General features: G+C 72.9%; 18 protein-coding genes. 8 read left to right on the plus strand and 10 right to left on the minus strand.

Annotation, left to right across the window (positions count from 1 at the left end; all coding sequences use genetic code 11):
• Positions 1-177: 177 nt before the first annotated feature.
• Positions 178-1,248, minus strand: a complete 1,071-nt coding sequence (locus ACIPSA_RS17580; protein WP_402635193.1) for an SGNH/GDSL hydrolase family protein — start codon at positions 1,246-1,248, stop codon at positions 178-180.
• Positions 1,249-1,394: 146 nt separating this feature from the next.
• Here ACIPSA_RS17580 and ACIPSA_RS17585 point away from each other — a divergent pair, with 146 nt between their 5' ends.
• Positions 1,395-2,786, plus strand: coding sequence for a cystathionine beta-synthase (locus ACIPSA_RS17585; RefSeq protein ID WP_402635196.1), 1,392 nt, complete (start codon positions 1,395-1,397; stop codon positions 2,784-2,786).
• Between the two features lie 355 nt (positions 2,787-3,141).
• On the opposite strand, the gene ACIPSA_RS17590 is transcribed toward ACIPSA_RS17585, so the two are convergent.
• Positions 3,142-3,564, minus strand: coding sequence for a hypothetical protein (locus tag ACIPSA_RS17590; protein ID WP_402635470.1), 423 nt, complete (start codon positions 3,562-3,564; stop codon positions 3,142-3,144).
• A 76-nt stretch (positions 3,565-3,640) separates the two neighbouring features.
• Positions 3,641-4,327, minus strand: coding sequence for a carbonic anhydrase (locus ACIPSA_RS17595; protein ID WP_402635199.1), 687 nt, complete (start codon positions 4,325-4,327; stop codon positions 3,641-3,643).
• A gap of 158 nt (positions 4,328-4,485) precedes the next feature.
• Between ACIPSA_RS17595 and ACIPSA_RS17600 the strand changes: the two genes are divergently transcribed.
• From ACIPSA_RS17600 to ACIPSA_RS17610, 3 genes are all read left to right on the plus strand, one after another.
• Positions 4,486-6,000: an aromatic amino acid ammonia-lyase gene (locus ACIPSA_RS17600; RefSeq protein WP_402635202.1), complete on the plus strand. Its 1,515-nt coding sequence runs from the start codon at positions 4,486-4,488 to the stop codon at positions 5,998-6,000.
• The gene (locus tag ACIPSA_RS17605) at positions 5,997-6,839 is read left to right on the plus strand and encodes a MurR/RpiR family transcriptional regulator (protein ID WP_402635205.1); all 843 of its coding nucleotides are present in this window, start codon (positions 5,997-5,999) and stop codon (positions 6,837-6,839) included. The genes ACIPSA_RS17600 and ACIPSA_RS17605 overlap by 4 nt, the downstream gene beginning before the upstream one ends.
• A gap of 100 nt (positions 6,840-6,939) precedes the next feature.
• Positions 6,940-7,542 (plus strand): hypothetical protein, encoded by a 603-nt coding sequence (locus tag ACIPSA_RS17610; protein WP_402635208.1) that lies wholly within the window; start codon positions 6,940-6,942, stop codon positions 7,540-7,542.
• A 2-nt stretch (positions 7,543-7,544) separates the two neighbouring features.
• On the opposite strand, the gene ACIPSA_RS17615 is transcribed toward ACIPSA_RS17610, so the two are convergent.
• From ACIPSA_RS17615 to ACIPSA_RS17635, 5 genes are all read right to left on the minus strand, one after another.
• A complete protein-coding gene (locus ACIPSA_RS17615; protein WP_402635211.1) occupies positions 7,545-7,919 on the minus strand; it encodes a hypothetical protein in 375 nt (124 codons plus the stop codon).
• 28 nt (positions 7,920-7,947) lie between these two features.
• Positions 7,948-8,460 (minus strand): roadblock/LC7 domain-containing protein, encoded by a 513-nt coding sequence (locus tag ACIPSA_RS17620; protein ID WP_402635214.1) that lies wholly within the window; start codon positions 8,458-8,460, stop codon positions 7,948-7,950.
• 31 nt (positions 8,461-8,491) lie between these two features.
• Positions 8,492-9,313 (minus strand): transcriptional regulator, encoded by an 822-nt coding sequence (locus tag ACIPSA_RS17625; protein ID WP_402635217.1) that lies wholly within the window; start codon positions 9,311-9,313, stop codon positions 8,492-8,494.
• A complete protein-coding gene (locus ACIPSA_RS17630; protein WP_402635220.1) occupies positions 9,310-9,699 on the minus strand; it encodes a hypothetical protein in 390 nt (129 codons plus the stop codon). Before ACIPSA_RS17630 ends, ACIPSA_RS17625 begins: the two co-directional genes overlap by 4 nt.
• A 171-nt stretch (positions 9,700-9,870) precedes the next feature.
• A complete protein-coding gene (locus ACIPSA_RS17635; protein WP_402635223.1) occupies positions 9,871-11,289 on the minus strand; it encodes a diaminopimelate decarboxylase in 1,419 nt (472 codons plus the stop codon).
• Positions 11,290-11,418: 129 nt separating this feature from the next.
• On the opposite strand from ACIPSA_RS17635, the gene hutU reads away from it, so the two are divergent.
• The 4 genes from hutU to hutI all read left to right on the plus strand — a co-directional run bounded on the left by hutU (position 11,419) and on the right by hutI (position 16,989).
• Positions 11,419-13,083: a urocanate hydratase gene (gene hutU / locus ACIPSA_RS17640; protein ID WP_402635225.1), complete on the plus strand. Its 1,665-nt coding sequence runs from the start codon at positions 11,419-11,421 to the stop codon at positions 13,081-13,083.
• 119 nt (positions 13,084-13,202) lie between these two features.
• Positions 13,203-14,429: an allantoate amidohydrolase gene (locus ACIPSA_RS17645; protein WP_402635228.1), complete on the plus strand. Its 1,227-nt coding sequence runs from the start codon at positions 13,203-13,205 to the stop codon at positions 14,427-14,429.
• Positions 14,426-15,787: a formimidoylglutamate deiminase gene (locus ACIPSA_RS17650; RefSeq protein ID WP_402635231.1), complete on the plus strand. Its 1,362-nt coding sequence runs from the start codon at positions 14,426-14,428 to the stop codon at positions 15,785-15,787. Before ACIPSA_RS17645 ends, ACIPSA_RS17650 begins: the two co-directional genes overlap by 4 nt.
• Positions 15,788-15,813: 26 nt before the next feature.
• The gene (gene hutI, locus ACIPSA_RS17655; RefSeq protein ID WP_402635234.1) at positions 15,814-16,989 is read left to right on the plus strand and encodes an imidazolonepropionase; all 1,176 of its coding nucleotides are present in this window, start codon (positions 15,814-15,816) and stop codon (positions 16,987-16,989) included.
• Between the two features lie 10 nt (positions 16,990-16,999).
• Here hutI and ACIPSA_RS17660 read toward each other — a convergent pair whose 3' ends face one another.
• Both ACIPSA_RS17660 and ACIPSA_RS17665 read right to left on the minus strand, forming a co-directional pair.
• A complete protein-coding gene (locus ACIPSA_RS17660; RefSeq protein ID WP_402635236.1) occupies positions 17,000-17,941 on the minus strand; it encodes a hypothetical protein in 942 nt (313 codons plus the stop codon).
• Positions 17,942-17,946: 5 nt separating this feature from the next.
• Positions 17,947-18,141 (minus strand): hypothetical protein, encoded by a 195-nt coding sequence (locus ACIPSA_RS17665; RefSeq protein WP_402635239.1) that lies wholly within the window; start codon positions 18,139-18,141, stop codon positions 17,947-17,949.
• Between the last annotated feature and the right edge of the window lie 19 nt (positions 18,142-18,160).

An 18,160-nucleotide genomic window follows, 5' to 3' on the forward strand; every position in this document is an offset into this window, starting at 1 on the left:
TCAAAAGGGGGCGGCGCGCAGCGCCTCATACGGGGGTTGGCGGGGCTGGTTGGGAAGTTACCCGTACGTATGGCCCGGGTCACGCGTGTGGCGGTGTGACCCTGACCGCAATTGTCTAAGCGCTTGCTTGGCGCTCACCTCGGAGCGCTCACAGAGCTCACAGCGCTCACACTCCGCCTATACCCACCCGCCCCCCGACTCGGTCGGCTGGGAGGCCGGTTCCGACGCGGAGGGTTCCGCCGGGGCGGGCGTCGCCTCGGGCACCTGGCGGCGCCTGCGGCGCTTGAGCAGTGCCCACGGCCCGCGCGACCCGGTCGGCATCGCCGCCGTGACCTCCGTGCCCGCCTCGGACGCGGCCTCCGCGGCGGCCCTCGCCACCGGCAGGAAGCCCTCCCGCCGCGACACGTCCGGCCGCTCCTCCTCCGCCGGCCACAGGCCCAGGGCCGCACAGACGGTCGGCAGGACCGCCATCGCCGCCGTGGCGTAGCCCTCCGCGGAGGGGTGGTAGTTGTCCGGGCCGAAGAGCTCGCGCGGGTTCGCCGCGAACTCGGGGCCCAGCAGGTCGCCGAGGGACACCGTGCGGCCCCCCTGCTCCACCGCGCCGATCGTCTGGGCCGCCGCGAGCTGCCGCGAGGCCCGGCGGGCCAGCCAGCGCAACGGCTGCTGGACCGGCTCGATCGTGCCCAGGTCGGGACAGGTGCCGACGACGACCTCGGCACCGGCCGTGCGCAGCCGACGTACCGCCGCCGACAGATGGCGGACGGAGCGCGTCGGCGGCATCCGGTGCGTCACGTCGTTCGCGCCGATCATGATCACGCAGATGTCCGGGACGGGAAAAGGAGCGGACAGGACCAGGGCCACCTGCCGGTCCAGGTCGTCCGACTGGGCTCCAGGCAGGGCGACGTTGTGGAGCTGCACGGGGCGCTCCGCCACCGCCGCCAGTCCCGACGCCAGCAGCGCGCCCGGCGTCTGGCCGGCCCGGTGCACGCCCTGGCCCGCCGCCGTGGAGTCGCCCAGAATGGTCAGACGGAGGGGCGGTTCGCCCGGGGCGTCATAGGCATTGCCGTACAGGCCGTCCGCCACGGGGACGTGCCGGTCCGTGCCGTTGCCCACCCGGCTCCTGGCCATCCGCACCTCGGCCAGCACCAGACCGACGGCCGCCGCGCCGACCAGCCCGGCCCCGCCGCCGCCGTACGCCGCACCGGCCGCGATCCGCCGGGCCACCCTCGCCCTCGACATGCTCGTCATGCGTCGCCGCCACCTCCTCGTTGCCGTACATCCACTCATTGCCCCGTACCGACCGTCGGCCAATCTCAACAGGGAGTGAACGCACATCTCGGGCCGTAGGCTGGCGGAACAATCACGACCATTTTTTGCAGCGACCGGAGACAACGGTGCGATTCCACGACTCGATGATCAGCCTCGTCGGCAACACCCCGCTGGTGAAGCTCAACAGCGTGACCCAGGGCATCCAGGCGACCGTCCTGGCCAAGGTGGAGTACTTCAACCCGGGCGGTTCCGTGAAGGACCGCATCGCCCTGCGCATGATCGAGGCCGCCGAGCAGAGCGGGGAGCTCAAGCCGGGTGGCACGATCGTGGAGCCCACCAGCGGAAACACCGGTGTCGGCCTTGCCATCGTGGCCCAGCAGAAGGGCTACAAGTGCATCTTCGTGTGCCCCGACAAGGTGAGCACCGACAAGATCAACGTGCTGCGGGCCTACGGGGCCGAGGTCGTCGTCTGCCCGACCGCCGTCGACCCCGAGCACCCGGACTCGTACTACAACGTGTCGGACCGGCTGGTGCGCGAGACGCCCGGCGCCTGGAAGCCCGACCAGTACTCCAACCCCAACAACCCCCTTTCGCACTATCACTCGACCGGCCCCGAGCTCTGGGAGCAGACGGAGGGGAAGATCACCCACTTCGTGGCGGGCGTCGGCACCGGCGGCACCATCTCCGGCACCGGCCGGTACCTGAAGGACGCCAGCGACGGCAAGGTCCAGGTCGTCGGCGCCGACCCGGAGGGGTCCGTCTACTCCGGCGGCTCGGGGCGGCCGTACCTGGTCGAGGGCGTCGGTGAGGACTTCTGGCCCACCGCGTACGACCGGACCGTCGCGGACGAGATCGTCGCCGTGTCCGACAAGGACTCCTTCCAGATGACGCGCCGGCTCGCCAAGGAGGAGGGCCTCCTGGTCGGCGGCTCCTGCGGCATGGCCGTCGTCGCCGCGCTGCGTGTCGCCGAGCGGCTGGGCCCGGACGACGTGGTGGTCGTCCTCCTCCCGGACAGCGGGCGCGGCTACCTCAGCAAGATCTTCAACGACGAGTGGATGGCCGACTACGGCTTCCTGGAGGACGAGGGCCCCAGCGCCCGCGTCGCCGACGTGCTGAGCGACAAGGCGGGCGGCTCCATCCCGTCCCTCGTCCACATGCACCCGGAGGAGACGGTCGGCCAGGCCATCGAGGTGCTGCGCGAGTACGGCGTCTCGCAGATGCCGGTCGTGAAGCCGGGCGCCGGTCACCCGGACGTGATGGCCGCCGAGGTCGTCGGGTCGGTCGTGGAGCGGGAACTGCTCGACGCCCTGTTCAACAAGCGGGCCTCGCTCGACGACCCGCTGGAGAAGCACATGGGCGCCCCGCTGCCGCAGGTCGGCTCCGGCGAGCCGGTCGGCGACCTGATGTCCGTGCTCGGTACGGCGGACGCGGCGATCGTCCTCGTCGAGGGCAAGCCGACCGGTGTGGTCAGCCGGCAGGACCTGCTGGCCTTCCTCGCCAAGGGCGGAAAGCAGTAGCGAACGTCCGGTGAACCGCCCGTGTCGGCACCGGACTTGCCGTGCCCCGTCCACGTCGTGGACTTCGCGGAAGTGGTACGAGCGTGTCACGTGCGCGCAGCACCCGCTTAACACGGGTCCGGCACATTAGTGGGTGTCGGCAGGGCGGGAGCGGCTCCCCGCCCAGGCCGGCGCCGAACGGCGCCAAGGACCTCCGGAGCGGCTCCCGGACCTCCATGGACGCCACGGACGCGCAAGCCCGGCCCTGACCCGGCACGCGTCCCTCGCGGGGACCGCCGTCGTCCCGCCCCCCGGCAACGGGGGTGCGGCGGTCCCCGCGCATTACCTTTCCCCGTTACGGCTCGACTTCTCCTCGTTACAACTCGGTGGACCGGTCCGGCCGGTGCCGCCGCGCGGCGAAGAGCTCGGGGTTGAGGCGAACGGCCTGGACCGCGTTGACGCCGACGATCCCGACCCAGGCGGCCACGAGACCGGGCAGGTGCGCGATCCCGCCACCGATCGCGGACAGCGGGATCGCCAGCACCAGCGAGACGATGGCGAAGCCGAACCGCTCACCCCAGGAGTCGGTTCCCCTCGGGGACCGGGCACCGCGGGCGACCTGCATCTGCTGCTCGGCGAACTGCCTGCGCAGCCGGCGCTCGACCGCGGCGTCGATCCGCTGGTCGACCTTCTCCAGGAAGGAGTCGACCAGCGCCGGCTCGTACTCCTCGCCCAGTTCCCTGCGGGCCTGCAGAGTGGCGTCGAGTTCCTTCTTCAGGTCGGCGTCCTGCGCTTCCATTCCCGTCATACGGGCCACGTTAGGGAGCCGGGGACCTCGCCGCACTGGGGATAGCCCCCCAGTCGGCCTGGGGCTGTCAGGGCAGCAGGGAGACGAGTCCGGTGTCGAGGTCGAAGCGTGCCGCGGTGATGTGCGCCGATGTGAACGCGGGGTCCGCGCGGATCGCGTCCCGGACCCAGGCTGTGTGGGCACGCATGGTGAGTTCGGCCCAGTCGCCGGGGACCGCCCGGGTCCGCAGCGCGGCGGGTGCGATCTCGCTCACCAGCAGTTCCAGGTGGCCCGGCACGGGCTCCCCGGAGCGCAGATGGTCCAGGGTGGCGGTGACCGCCCCGCACCGCTCGTGCCCGAGCACCAGCACCAGCGGAATGCCCAGTTCCTCGACGCCGTACTGGATGGACCCGAGCACCGCCTCGTCCAGGACCTCGCCGGCCGTCCTGGTGCACAGCAGGTCCCCCAGCCCCTGGTCGAAGACCAGCTCCGGCGGTACGCGCGAGTCGATGCAGCCGACGATCACGGCGAAGGGGTGCTGCCCGGCCGCCAGCGCCTCGCGCAGCCCGCGTGCCTGGTGCGGGTGCAGGGGGCGGCCGGAGGCATAGCGCCGGTTGCCGGTGAGCAGCTGGTCGAGCGCGGCGCGGGCGGTGACGGGGCGTGGTCGGGGGGCGGTGGCCGGGCGGGGTCGGGGGGCGGTGGCCGTCGGTGACGGGGCGGCGGCCAGCGCGCCGGCGGCGGCCGTCAGGAAGGTCCTGCGGTCGGTAGAGGCCATGACGCCTCCTCAGGTGTCGTGCCAATAGCGCACGATCACCGTAAGCACCCGGCAGGTCACGTTGCGTGGCTGTTTAACGACTCTTGGTGTCCCTTGCTCCGCTGCATAACATCATGCAGAGTTCTTGGAGGGTGAATAGAGAGGGGCATGGGGAGGGCATGGAGAGGGGCATGGTGGACGCATCCGCATCCGCATCCGCGCACTCCGGACTCGTGGTCCTCGACGGGATCGGTCTCGGCGTCGATGACGTCGTGCGTCTCGCCGACGGGGTCGTGCGGCCGGTTCCCGGGACCGACGCGATGAAGCGGGTGACGGAGTCCTGGGACGCGGCCCGGCAGATCGCCGCCACCGGACGCGTCTACGGCCGCTCCACCGGTGTCGGCGCCAACCGGAACGTGGACGTGCCCTCCGAAGCGGCCGCCGAGCACGGGCTGCGTCTGCTGCGCAGCCACGCCGGCGCCATAGGGGACGAGCTGCCGGCCCGGCAGGTGCGGGCGATGCTCGCCGTCCGCGCCAACCAGCTGCTGGCCGGGGGTGCCGGGCTGCGGCCCACCGTCGTCACGGCGCTGTGCGAGGCGCTGGAGAGCGGGGCGCATCCGGTCGTCAACGAGTTCGGTTCGGTCGGCACCGGCGACATCGCGGCGCTGGCGCAGGCGGGCCTGGCGCTGGCGGGGGAGCATCCGTGGCGGGGAGCCGGCGCCCCCGATCCGCAGCCGCTCGACAACAACGACGCCCTGGCCTTCATCAGCAGCAACGCCCTCACCCTCGGCCAGTCCGCGCTCGCGCTGCACGAACTGCGCGGGCTCATCGAGGCCACCCAGGTCGTGGCCGCCCTCTCCTTCCTGGCCGTCGACGGGTCGCACGAGGCGTACGCCGCTCCCGTGCACGCCGCCCGCCCGCACCGGGGCAGCACCGAAGTCGCCCGCCGGATGCGGCGGCTGATCGGGGCCGCCGACCGGCCCACCCCGCCGCTCGGCCGGATCCAGGACCCGTACGGCTTCCGCTGCCTGCCCCAGATACACGGCCCCGCCCACGACGCGGCGGACGCGCTGGAGCAGGTGCTCACCGTCGAGATCAACGCGGCCGCCGAGAACCCGCTCATCTCCCCCGAGGACCTGGCCGCCTATCACCACGGCGGCTTCTACCAGGCGCAACTCGCCCTCGCCCTGGACCACTTCAGGCTCGCCCTGATGCAGGTCGCACGCCTGTCGACGTCCCGCCTGTCCACCCTCAACGAGCCCGCCTACACCCGGCTGCGCCCCTTCCTCGCCGACCACGAGCCCGCGTCCTCCGGCGTGATGATCCTGGAGTACGCCGCCGGGGCCGCCCTCGGCGACCTGCGGGCCTTCGCGGCCCCCGCGTCGCTCGGCCACGCTGTACTCTCCCGGGGCGTCGAGGAACAGGCCAGTTTCGCCTCGCTGGCCGCCCGTCAAACGCTGCGTGCCTGCGATGCGTACCGTCTGGTGGTCGGCTGCGAACTCGTCGCCGCCGTACGGGCGCTGCGCCAGCGCGATCTGAGGCCCGGCCCGAAGCTCCCGGCCGGGCGGGCGCTGGCGCTCGCCGAGTCGGTGCTCGACGAGGACCTGGCCGACCGGCCGCTCACGGACGACGTGACGTCGGCGGCCGCACTGCTCGACCGGTTCACGGACATCTGGAGGGGGAGCACGTCATGAGCGTGACCGACAGCCCGGCCACACGGTTGCAGGCGCTCTTCGAGGGGCACCGGCTCACGCCGACCCAGCGGCGCATCGCGCACAGCATGGTGCGGCGGGCCGCCGACGTGCCGTTCCTGTCCAGCGTGGAGCTGGCCGAACTGGCCGGGGTCAGCCAGCCGTCCGTGACCCGCTTCGCGGTCGCCCTCGGCTTCGACGGCTACCCGGCCCTGCGCAGACACCTGCGCGAGGTCGTGCCCGCCGAACCCGCCGCGGGCCCGGGCTCGTACAACGAGTACCAGCAGGCCGTCGAGGCCGAGATCGAGAATCTGCGGCACCTGGCCGAGGTGCTGGCCGACCCGCGGCCGGTGCAGAAGGCGGGCCGGATCCTGGCGGCCTCTCGACCCCTGCCCGTGCTCGGGCTGCGGGCCGCGGCCTCCCAGGCGTACGGCTTCGCGTACTTCGCCGCCAAGGTCCACCCGGACGTCCGGCTGCTCGACCAGGGCGGCACGATGGTCCACGACCGCATCGACGCGGCCGTCCGCGCGGGCGCCTCGGCCCTGCTGTGCTTCGCGCTGCCGCGGCATCCGCGCGAGGTCGTCGACACCCTGGCGTACGCCAAGGAGTCCGGCCTGACGGTCGTCTCGGTCGCCGACTCGGCGTTCGCGCCGGTCGCAAGGCACTCCGACCTGCTGCTGCCCGCCGCCGTTGGCACCGGGCTCGCCTTCGACACCGCGTGCGCGCCCATGTTGCTGGGACGGGTTCTGCTGGAAGCCATGGTCGACGACCTGCCGGACGCGCAGGCCCGGCTGGAGGAGTTCGACGCACGGGCGGCGGCACGGGGGCTGTTCGTGGAGTGACCCGGCCGCTCCTCCCGTGCCGCTCTCAGACTCGTCTCACCTTGGCTCGTTAGCGTGCCCGGCCGACGGGACTTTCGCAGCAGGCCCCAGGAGGCGGAGCATGGCGCGCGGAGAACGCGGAGTACGCGGAGGACACAGCCTGGCCCGGGTGGCCGTCGTCGTACGGGCCGGGGCGGCGCCGCTGTGGTGGTGCGGGGTGTTCGCGGCGGGCATCGGCGTCCTGCCGCCTGGGGTGACCGGGCGCCGGATCGGCGTCCTGGCCGGGGCCGCACTGTTCATCGTCGGCGCCGCCGTCGTGGCGTACTCGGGCCGCGGGCGGTACGCCGCCCTGGCCCGGAGCACCGCCCGCGCGGGCAGGCACGACGTGCTCCAGGACCGCGCGGCGACCGTGCACAACTGGCGCCGGGGCCACCGCTGGTGGCTGCTGCTCGCCTTCGCCGTCGCGCTGGGCAGCTCGTTCACCGTGCCCGCGGCCGGCGGCATGCTGCTGGCCGGGACCGGCGCGGGGCTGCGGCTGAAGGCCGCCTGGCTCGGCCGCCGCGAGCGGGCCGAGGACACGCTGCTGTGGCTGCGCGTCGACTGGCTCGACAAGCGCGGCGGGCGCCCCGCGGGCAAGGCGGTCAGGGCCTACCGCGGTACGGGCGTCGCCGCGGGCGACGCGGCCCCGGGCGGGGCCCGCCGCCGCACCGCGGCGCTCGTCTGAGCTCAGACCTCGAGCTCCTCCTCGATCCGCTTCAGCTGGTGCCTGGCCATCGCCAGGTTGGCCCGGGACTGGTCGAGGACCAGGTAGAGGAACAGACCGTTGCCGCCGCGGCCCTTGAGCAGCCGGATCAGGTGGTACTGGCTGGACAGTGTGATCAGGACGTCCTCGATCTCACCCTTCAGGCCGAGGTGCTCCATGGTGCGCATTTTGGCGCGGATCACGTCCGTATTGCCGGCGGCGGCCACGTTCAGGTCGAAGCTCTTACTGCCTCCCATCGTGCCCAGCGCCATACCGCTGGTGTAGTCGACGAGCGCGACTCCGGTCGCGCCCTCGATCGAGGTGAGTGCTTCCTTCAGCGCGGTCTCGGCGTTGGCCATCGTGCTGCCTCTTTTCCTTTGATGCTTCTCAACTGTCGGTCGCGGTGCGCGCGTCGGTTGCCGTGCGCCCGTCGGTGGCGGTGGTTCGTGGGGTGCGGGTGGGTCTGGTGCGTTGGCCGGCGGACCTGGCCGCCGGTCCCGGCTTCACCTGCTTCTTGGCCGCGGCGGCCTCGGCTGCGTCGACCAGCTCCCCGATGCGGGCGCCGGCCCGGCGCCCCTCCAGGTGCAGCCGGCCGACGTTGACCCGGTCCTGGGCGAGCAGCGTCAGGACGGCGTGACGGCCCGCCGCGTACGTGGCGATGTAGCCGTCCGCGCCGCGCACCAGCAGCTCCCGGAAGTCGCCCTGCCCGGTGGTGTCGGCCATCCGGACGGCGACGCCGAGCGCGGCCGCGGTCAGCGCCGCCAGGCTCTCGGGGTCGACGCCCGGGGCGTCGTGTGCGACGACGAGTCCGTCGACGCCCGCCGCGAGGGCGCCGGTGAGCTGGGGTACGCGGCTGCGTAGTCGGCGTAGTTCGTCCACGATGTCGGGCTCGGCCGCCATCAGATCTCCCCTCTCGGCGGGTCGGTTCCGTTCAAAGGGACTCCAGCGCATTCCTGAGCCTCTTCAGCAGCGCGATGTCGGGGTCGGTGACCTGGGGAAAGAGCGGGGGCGCCGGTCCGGGCGCCGTCGTGCCCGGCGACACGAGTCCCGCCGCGGCCAGCCGGCGTACGTCCACCAGCGTGTGGAACGCCTTCCTGCCCAGCTCCCGCGCTATGTCCGACGCGGTGCGGACGCCGTCCAGCCGCTCCAGGACCGCCCGCTGTCGGGGTGTGACCGGTGGGGCCGCGACCGGGTCGGCCCGGATCAGCGGCGCGCTGTCGGTGACCGGGTCCGGCCAGATGCGGTGCAGAAGGGCACGGCGGCGGAGGGTCTCCCGCTCCAGGGCGGTGACCGGCACCGGCCGCAGGGGAGAGGGGGGGACCGCGGCGCCGTACCGGAAACGGCCCGGGGTGCTGCTGGGAGCCAGGGCGAAGTACCCGGCGTCGTACAGCGCCTCCAGGTGGCACAGCTCCAGCGCCCCCGTGGCCAGGCGGCCGACGGTGAGCAGCAGACGGACGGCGCCGAGTGGGCTGCCGGCCTGGTCCGTGGCCTGTCTCCAGTCGGCCGGGGCGAGCGCGCCGCGGGCCGTGAGGAGCACGTCGAGGCCGGGGGAGAGGGGGCTCTCGGCGTGCACCACGCGGCCCGCGGTGAGGTGCAGGGTGCCGTGCTCCCGGACGAGGACACCGGTGGCCCGCTCGTCGGCGAGCCTGGTCAGCATCGGCGAGAGGCCGCTCTGGCCCTGGCCCTGGCTCCGCTCCCGTGCGCCCGCCTTGCCCCGTACGGGCAGGGGCGGAGGAGTCCCGACCACGGTCATGCCAGCACCAGCCGATCGGCCATGTCGCCGAGCCGGATGCGGGCGAGCGCGAGATTGCCCTCCTCGCGGGCCAGCCACAGATGCAGGAACACGGTGCTGTCGAAGGACGTGACCACGAACCGCAGCAGGTGGTAGCTGTCCCGGTTGCTGACGATCAGGTCCTCGACCGGAGGCCGCTCGTCGTCCGGGTCCCTGGCCGCGAACGCGCCGTGCTCGGCGGCCAGCCGTGCCAGTTCGGCGGCCTCGGCCGCGGTCGTCTCGTGGTCACCGCCGGGGGCTTCCCCGACGGTGCCCAGGGCCAGCCCGCTTGTCCAGTCCACCAGCGCCGCACCCCGGGCACCGGGCAGACGCATCGCTTCGAGCAGGCACTCGTCGATTCCGGGCACCGCGGTTTCCCTCCCACGTGGGACTCCGGCTGAGTGACGGAGACACTACGCAACGTGTGCGGGGGGAGTGACTCTTATGGCATTTTCCGGTGGAACATGCGTCCGTAGGACTAGGGTGGGTCAACTTGCCTGCTTTTCACTCCAGTTGATCGTCGTAGCAGCCGGTGCGTGTCAACGGCCTCCAGTCGTCCGAAGGGTGGTGAGGGCGGACACGTGCGCCCCTCCCGAGTCGGCCACGATCTCGTCGAGCGTCTGCGGCTCGCGCACCGTCGCGAAGGCCACGCCGCCCGACCCGTCCGGCGCGAAGCCGTAAATCCCCGGCCGCACAAGGGAGTTGTAGGCGTAGTGGTGGGCGAAGTAGTACGCGCCCGTGTCCAGCGCCGCGGCGTGGTCGCCGGGCTCCAGGAGCGGGAGCGCGCGCCCCTGGGCGAGCAGGTCGCCCGAGAAACAGGCCGGACCCGCGACGTCCTGCACCACCTCGGGACCCGGCTTGGGCCGCCCTTTCGCGTCGTACGCGGCGATCCTGAGCGGCCACGCCCCCGGCACGTACACCGTCCGTGTCGCCACCTGCACGCCCGCGTGCGTTACGGCGATCCGGCGCCCGCCGGCGCTCTTGGTGTACTCCACCCGTGCCACCACGGTCCCGTGCTTGGCCAGCAGCGACCGCCCGAACTCGGTCACCAGCCCGTACCGCCCGTCGAACAGCCCCGGCACCGCCTCGCTCAGCAGTCGCGCGTACTGCGCGTACGTCGGTGTCGTCACGTCCGAGGCGAAGTTCACCGGCAGCCCGCCGCCGATGTCGAGCGTGTCGATCTGCCGCCGCCCCAAGCGCGTGTTGATCTCCTCGGCGAGCGCGTACGTCTCCGCCACGCCCTGCGCCATCAGCGGCAGCGGAATGCCCTGCGAGCCGGTGTGTGCGTGCAGCCGGGTCAGCCACGGCCGGTCGGCGTACGCCTGTACGACCCACTCCCGGGCCCCCTCGTCGCGCAGCGCCACACCGAACTTCGAGGTCGGCGTCGCCGTGGAGGTCGCCTCGATGGAGCCGCCGCCGACCTGCGGATTCACCCGGATCCCGAGTGGGGAGCGGCTGGGGGCCGACCCCATCAGGGCGTCGAGGCGATCCAGCTCCTGCGGGCTGTCCGCGTTGACGGCGATCCCCAGCGCCAGCGCCTCGCGCAGCTCGGCCGGGGTCTTGGCGGGCGAGTCGAGGACGGTGCGGGCCGGTGGAATCCCGGCCGTGCGCGCCAGCGCCAGCTCGCCCGGACTGGCCACCTCCGCGCCCACGCCCTCCTGGTGCAGCAGCCGCAGCACCGGCACCAGCGGGGTCGCCTTCACCGCGAAGGCGTGCAGCACGGGCGTCCCCGGCGCCACCACCGCGTCGAACGCCGCCCGCAGCGCCGCCGCCGATTTCCGGATGCCGGTGACGTCCAGCAGTCCGATGACTGGCGCGCCGGGCGCCCCGGGCCCGACCAGCCCCCGCTCCACCGCGGCCCGCACCGCCTGGTCGCGCCGGGCGACCCGCTCGCCGTCGTCCCCGTAGTCGCCGCTGCTGTCCACCGAGGCCCCCGTCCTGTCGTTGTCCGCGCCCATGCGTCCAGCCAAACACCGACGACACGCCGACGCCGCCGCGCCGATGTATTGACTAGTTCTATTCAGAGAGTCAGGATGTGAATAACAAGAGCAACACTCCACTGGGAGCAATCCGCTAGGAGGCAGACCATGTCAGGACCCCGCCCCGTACGAGCACCGCGCGGTACGGAACTGAGCGCCCTGGGATGGCAGCAGGAAGCCGCCCTGCGGATGCTGCAGAACAACCTCGACCCCGAGGTCGCCGAGCACCCCGACAAGCTCGTCGTCTACGGCGGCACCGGCAAGGCCGCCCGCGACTGGCGCTCCTTCGACGCGATGGTGCGGACCCTTCGCACCCTCAAGCAGGACGAGACCATGCTGGTCCAGTCCGGCCGGCCGGTCGGCGTCATGCAGACCCATGAGTGGGCCCCGCGCGTCCTGATCGCCAACTCCAATCTCGTCGGCGACTGGGCCAACTGGGAGGAGTTCCGCCGTCTGGAGGCCCTCGGCCTGACCATGTACGGCCAGATGACGGCCGGCTCCTGGATCTACATCGGCACCCAGGGCATCCTCCAGGGCACCTACGAGACCTTCGCCGCCGTCGCCGCGAAGAAGTTCAACGGCACCCTCGCCGGCACCATCACCCTGACCGCCGGCCTCGGCGGCATGGGCGGCGCCCAGCCGCTCGCGGTCACGATGAACGACGGCGTCGCGATCTGCATCGACTGCGACCCGCGCGCCATCGAGCGCCGCATCGAGCACCGCTACCTGGACGTGAAGGCCGACTCCGTGGAGCACGCCCTCCAGCTCGCCGTCGAGGCCCGCGACGCCCGCCGTCCGCTCTCCATCGGCCTGCTCGGCAACGCCGCCGAGCTGCTGCCGCGCATGCTCGCCGAGGGCGCCCCGATCGACATCGTCACCGACCAGACCTCCGCCCACGACCCGCTCGCCTACCTGCCGGTGGGCGTGGAGTTCGAGGACATGGCCTCCGCCGCCGCCAAGGACCCGGCCGGCTTCACCACCCGCGCCCGTGAGTCGATGGCCAAGCACGTCGAGGCGATGGTCGGCTTCATGGACGCCGGCGCCGAGGTCTTCGACTACGGCAACTCCATCCGCGGCGAGGCCCAGCTCGCCGGGTACGACCGTGCGTTCGCCTTCCCCGGCTTCGTCCCCGCCTACATCCGCCCGCTGTTCTGCGAGGGCAAGGGCCCCTTCCGCTGGGCCGCCCTGTCCGGCGAGGCCTCGGACATCGCCAAGACCGACAAGGCGATCCTGGAGCTCTTCCCGGAGAACGAGTCCCTGCACCGCTGGATCAAGATGGCCGGCGAACGCGTCCACTTCCAGGGCCTGCCCGCCCGTATCTGCTGGCTCGGCTACGGCGAGCGCGACAAGGCCGGCGAGCGCTTCAACGACATGGTGGCCTCGGGCGAGCTGGCGGCCCCGCTGGCCATCGGCCGCGACCACCTCGACTGCGGCTCCGTCGCCTCCCCGTACCGCGAGACCGAGGCGATGCTCGACGGTTCCGACGCGATCGCCGACTGGCCGCTGCTCAACGCCATGGTCAACGTGGCCTCCGGCGCCTCCTGGGTCTCCATCCACCACGGCGGCGGCGTCGGCATGGGCCGCTCCATCCACGCCGGCCAGGTGACGGTGGCCGACGGCACGAAGCTCGGCGGTGAGAAGATCCGCCGGGTCCTCACCAACGACCCCGGTATGGGTGTCATCCGGCACGTGGACGCGGGGTACGACATCGCGGAGTCGGTCGCGGCCGAGCGGGGCGTGCGGGTGCCCATGCGCGAGGGTGACGAGGCGTGAGCCAGCGTTCTGCTGAGCCGAGCGGCAGCGGTCCGGTGGGGGCTGAGCTCTCGTCGCCGTCTGCCGCTTCGGCTGTGCCCACCCGTTCCGCCCTGCGGAACGACTGCCCACAGCCTGTGATGACTGCGGGCTCGTTCCATGACATGTGGCGTGAGCTGTTGCCCATCGGACGGCACCCCGATTCCGGCGGCTACCGGCGCTACGCCTGGACCGGTGCCGACGGTGACTGCCGGGCCTGGTTCAAGGAGCAGGCCGAGGTGCGCGGGCTCGCGTACGAGGTCGACCGGAACGGCAACCAGTGGGCCTGGCTCGGCGACCCGACCGCGGGCGACGCCGTCGTCACCGGGTCGCATCTGGACTCCGTGCCGGACGGCGGGGCCTTCGACGGGCCCCTCGGGGTCGTGTCCTCCTTCGCCGCTCTCGATGAACTGCGGTCGAGGGGAGCACAGTTCACCAGGCCCCTCGCCATCGTGAACTTCGGCGACGAAGAAGGCGCCCGGTTCGGGCTCGCCTGTGTCGGGTCGCGGCTCACCGCGGGACAGCTCACCGTCGAGCAGGCCCACCGGCTCACCGACGGCGACGGGATCAGCCTCCCGAAGGCCATGGAGGCCGCCGGTCACGACCCCGACGCCATCGGGCCGGACCAGGAGCGGCTCGCCCGCATCGGCGCCTTCGTCGAACTCCACGTCGAGCAGGGCCGGGCACTGGACCTGTCCGGCGACCGGGTCGGCATCGCCAGCGCCATCTGGCCGCACGGCCGCTGGCGGTTCGACTTCCGGGGCGAGGCCAACCACGCCGGCACGACCCGGCTCGTGGACCGCCGCGACCCCATGCTGTCGTACGCCGAGACCGTCCTCGCCGCCCGCCGCGAGGCCGAACTCGCCGGTGCCGTCGCCACCTTCGGCAAGATCGCCGTCGAGCCGAACGGCGTCAACGCCATCCCCTCCCTGGTGCGCGGATGGCTCGACTCCCGCGCCGCCGACCAGGAGACCCTCGACACCGTCGTCACGGGTGTGGAGAAGGCGGCCCGCGAGTACGCCGCCGCACACGGCATCGACCTCGACGTCGTCCGCGAGTCCTTCACGCCGGTCGTCGAGTTCGACCACGCCCTGCGCGACGAACTGGCCCGCATCCTCGGCACGGACACCGGCCTCACGGTGCCCGTCCTGGGAACCGGTGCCGGACACGACGCCGGAATCCTCTCCGGGAGCATTCCGACCGCCATGCTGTTCGTGCGCAACCCCACCGGTGTCTCGCACTCCCCGGCCGAGTTCGCGGCCGAGGACGACTGCGAGGCCGGGGTGACCGCGCTCGCCGACGTACTGGAAGGGCTGGCCTGCAGGTGACCACACGGACCTATTGGCTGGAGCACGCCTGGCTCGACACCCACGTCGAGCCGGGCGTGGCCGTCACGGTGTCGATCAGCGGCTCCGCCGCGGGTGCGGACGGCCGCATCACCGCCGTGCGCACCGATGTGCCCACCCCGCCCCCCGGCGCCGAGATCCTCCGCGGCCTCACCCTGCCCGGGCTCGCCAACGCCCACAGCCACGCCTTCCACCGCGCGCTGCGCGGCACCGTCCAGGTCGGTTCCGGCACCTTCTGGACCTGGCGCGAGGTCATGTACTCGTTCGCCGACAGGCTGACCCCGGACACGTACCACGCGCTCGCCCGCGCCGTGTACGCGGAGATGGCGCTGGCCGGTGTCACCTCGGTCGGCGAGTTCCACTACGTGCACCACGCGCCCGGCGGCACCCCGTACGCCGACCCGAACGCGATGGGCGAGGCGCTCATCGCGGCCGCCGCCGAAGCCGGAATCCGCATCACCCTCCTCGACACCGCCTACCTGTCCTCCGGCTTCGGACAGCCGCCCAACACCCACCAGCTGCGCTTCTCCGACGGAAGCGCGGAGGCCTGGGCCGAACGCTGTTCAGTTCTCAAGGAACGCGATCACGCACGGATCGGAGCGGCGATCCACTCCGTACGGGCCGTGCCCGCGCGGGAGCTGGCGACGGTGGCGCGGTGGGCCGAGGAGCGGCGGGCCCCGCTCCATGTGCACCTGTCCGAGCAGACCGCCGAGAACGACGCCTGCATGGAGACGCACGGCTGCACGCCCACCCGGCTCCTCGCCGACCACGGTGTCCTCGGCCCGCGCACCACGGGCGTCCACAACACGCACCTCACGGACGAGGACATCGCGCTGCTCGGCGGCTCGGGGACCGGCACCTGCATGTGCCCGACGACGGAACGCGACCTGGCGGACGGCATCGGACCCGCGGTCGCCCTCCAGCGCGCGGGCTCCCCGCTCTCCCTCGGCTCAGACAGCCACGCCGTCATCGACCTGCTCGAAGAGGCACGCGCGATGGAGCTCAACGAGCGGCTGCGCACCCGCGCCCGGGGCCACTGGACAGCAGCGGCACTGCTGCGCGCGGCTTCGGCCGACGGTCACGCCGCCCTGGGCTGGGACGAGGCCGGCACGATCGGGACCGGTGCGCTCGCCGATCTGACGACGATCTCCCTCGACTCGGTCAGGACGGCCGGGCCGCTGCCCAGACTGGGCGCCGAGACGGCCGTATTCGCTGCGACCGCGGCGGACGTGCGTCACACGATCGTGGGCGGCCGTCATGTCGTGCGGGACGGCGCCCACACGCTCGTACCGGACGTGCCGTCAGCGCTGGCAGGCGCCGTCGAAGCCCTGCGCGGCTGAATCCCACCGTCATCCCTGAGGACACCATGAGCAGCAGCACCGTCATCACCAACATCGCCACGCTGGTCACCAACGATCCCTCCCTCGGCGACGGCTCTCCCCTCGGTCTGATCCAGGACGCGGCCGTCGTCATCGACGGCGACCGCATCGCGTGGACCGGTGAATCCAGCAAAGCACCCGCCACTGACAATCGGGTCGACGCCGGCGGCCGCGCGGTCCTCCCGGGCTTCGTCGACTCCCACTCCCACCTGGTCTTCGCGGGCGACCGCACGCAGGAGTTCAACGCCCGCATGTCGGGGCGGGCGTACAGCGCGGGCGGCATCCGCACGACGGTCGCGGCGACGCGGGCGGCGACGGACGAGGCCCTGGAGGCGAACCTCACCCGTTACCTGAGCGAGGCCCTTCGCCAGGGCACGACGACCTTCGAGACGAAGTCCGGCTACGGCCTGACGGTCGCCGACGAGTCCCGCGCCCTGCGCATCGCCTCCGCCCACACGGACGAGGTCACCTACCTCGGCGCCCACATCGTCTCGCCCGACTACGCCGAGGACCCGGCCGCGTACGTGGCCCTGGTCACCGGTGAGATGCTCGACGCCTGCGCGCCGTACGCCCGCTGGATCGACGTCTTCTGCGAGAAGGGCGCCTTCGACGGCGACCAGGCGAGGGCGATCCTCACCGCGGGCAGGGCCAAGGGCCTCCACCCCCGCATCCACGCCAACCAGCTCTCCTACGGCCCCGGCGTGCAGCTGGCCGTCGAACTGGACGCGGCCAGCGCCGACCACTGCACCCACCTCACGGACGCGGACGTGGACGCCCTGGCGAGCGGCCGTACGGTCGCCACGCTGCTCCCCGGCGCCGAGTTCTCCACCCGCGCCGAGTGGCCGAACGCCCGCCGCCTCCTGGACGCGGGCGTCACGGTCGCCCTGTCGACGGACTGCAACCCGGGCTCGTCCTTCACCTCCTCGGTCCCCTTCTGCGTCGCGCTGGCGGTACGGGACATGGGGATGACGCCGGACGAGGCGGTGTGGTCGGCCACGGCGGGCGGGGCGGCGGCGCTGCGCCGCGACGACATCGGCCGCCTCACCCAGGGCGCCCGCGCCGACCTGATCCTTCTCGACGCCCCGAGCCACGTGCACTTGGCCTACCGGCCGGGCGTGCCGCTGGTCGAGGCGGTCTGGCGGCGAGGGGCGCGGGTGGTCTGAGCCGGCCCGGTCAGGCGATGAGCGGTGCCTGGGCGAGCGGCAGGACGCCGGTGGTGTCCTGATCCGCTGCCACGCGGACCGGGCACACCGCCGACAGCCGTGACACACGCAGGCTCTCGCCGAGCACGCCGCCGCCCGAGCCGAGCAGGTGCGCCGAGCGGGCCCTGACGTCCGCGGCCAGACGCGGCCCCCGCAGGGCCGGTGCCCGCGTCAGGGCGTCGGCCAGCGCGATCACGGCCACCCGGGCTCGGCGCACCAGGCACAGCTCCGCGTGCACGGCCCACACCGGCAGCCCCCGTGCCGCCACGGCCAGTGTGGCGAAGGACGTCAGCCCGCAGTCGGCCGCGACCAGCACCGCCCGGTACCCGCCGCCCTCACCCGCACCGGCCACCCGCGACAGCGCCCGCAGCAGCGGGGGCAGCCGGTCCTGCGGCGCGAGTACGGCGAGCACGGCGCCGGGGACGACTGCTCCGGCGAGGTGCGCGTCCACGGGCGGCATGGCCTCCGCCGTCACCGCGAGACCCGCCCCATGGGCCAGCGCCACCAGTCGTTCGGCCCGCCTCGCCTCGCCCTCCGTGTACATCACGGTCAGGGCCGTTGCGCCCAACGCGAGGGTGCTGTCGTGGAGCATGCGGATGAGGCCGCCCTCGGCGGGTGCCCAGGTCACCGCGGGGTTGCGGCCCGGCACGAAGGGCAACAGGCATGCGAGGCCCGCCTGTTCGTAGGTCGGCAGGGCATCGGCGGCCACCGCCGGGTCGGCGTGGCCGACGACCGCCGTGTAGCCGCTTGCGGAGATGGTGTCCCCGATGCCCAGGGTCTCGTGGTGCACGTGCCAGTCGGCCGCCCCCGGAGCCACGGTACGGATCCGGTCCACCTCGGCGAGGAGGACCGCTCCCGCGGTCGTGAGAGCTCCGGTCAGCGGGGCGACGACAGCGACTTCCGGTGTCGGCACGACGGTCAGCCCCAGATGAGGGAGTCGCTCGAGTCGGAGGCGACGGTCGTCGTCCCGGAGTCCGTCGGGCCCGTGGCTGCGGTACCGAACAGCAGCGCGGCCGCCGCCACGGGCAGGAGCACGCGGAGCCGGGCGGTACGGCGGTGCAGGCCGTGCGGGAAGAGATACGCGGGCGTGGCGGACACGGGCTCGGGCGTCATGGCGGGCACGGAAACCTCC

It is taken from the genome of Streptomyces sp. NPDC086549 (assembly GCF_044746205.1).
Taxonomy (GTDB): Bacteria; Actinomycetota; Actinomycetes; order Streptomycetales; family Streptomycetaceae; genus Streptomyces.

Coding starts and splice junctions, on each gene's coding strand:
- ACIPSA_RS17580 (WP_402635193.1), bottom strand. CDS start 1,248: ATGACGAGCATGTCGAGGGCGAGGGTGGCCCGGCGGATCGCGGCCGGT.
- ACIPSA_RS17590 (WP_402635470.1), bottom strand. CDS start 3,564: ATGGAAGCGCAGGACGCCGACCTGAAGAAGGAACTCGACGCCACTCTG.
- ACIPSA_RS17595 (WP_402635199.1), bottom strand. CDS start 4,327: ATGGCCTCTACCGACCGCAGGACCTTCCTGACGGCCGCCGCCGGCGCG.
- ACIPSA_RS17600 (WP_402635202.1), top strand. CDS start 4,486: ATGGAGAGGGGCATGGTGGACGCATCCGCATCCGCATCCGCGCACTCC.
- ACIPSA_RS17605 (WP_402635205.1), top strand. CDS start 5,997: ATGAGCGTGACCGACAGCCCGGCCACACGGTTGCAGGCGCTCTTCGAG.
- ACIPSA_RS17610 (WP_402635208.1), top strand. CDS start 6,940: ATGGCGCGCGGAGAACGCGGAGTACGCGGAGGACACAGCCTGGCCCGG.
- ACIPSA_RS17615 (WP_402635211.1), bottom strand. CDS start 7,919: ATGGCCAACGCCGAGACCGCGCTGAAGGAAGCACTCACCTCGATCGAG.
- ACIPSA_RS17620 (WP_402635214.1), bottom strand. CDS start 8,460: ATGGCGGCCGAGCCCGACATCGTGGACGAACTACGCCGACTACGCAGC.
- ACIPSA_RS17625 (WP_402635217.1), bottom strand. CDS start 9,313: ATGACCGTGGTCGGGACTCCTCCGCCCCTGCCCGTACGGGGCAAGGCG.
- ACIPSA_RS17635 (WP_402635223.1), bottom strand. CDS start 11,289: ATGGGCGCGGACAACGACAGGACGGGGGCCTCGGTGGACAGCAGCGGC.
- hutU (WP_402635225.1), top strand. CDS start 11,419: ATGTCAGGACCCCGCCCCGTACGAGCACCGCGCGGTACGGAACTGAGC.
- ACIPSA_RS17645 (WP_402635228.1), top strand. CDS start 13,203: ATGACTGCGGGCTCGTTCCATGACATGTGGCGTGAGCTGTTGCCCATC.
- hutI (WP_402635234.1), top strand. CDS start 15,814: ATGAGCAGCAGCACCGTCATCACCAACATCGCCACGCTGGTCACCAAC.
- ACIPSA_RS17665 (WP_402635239.1), bottom strand. CDS start 18,141: ATGACGCCCGAGCCCGTGTCCGCCACGCCCGCGTATCTCTTCCCGCAC.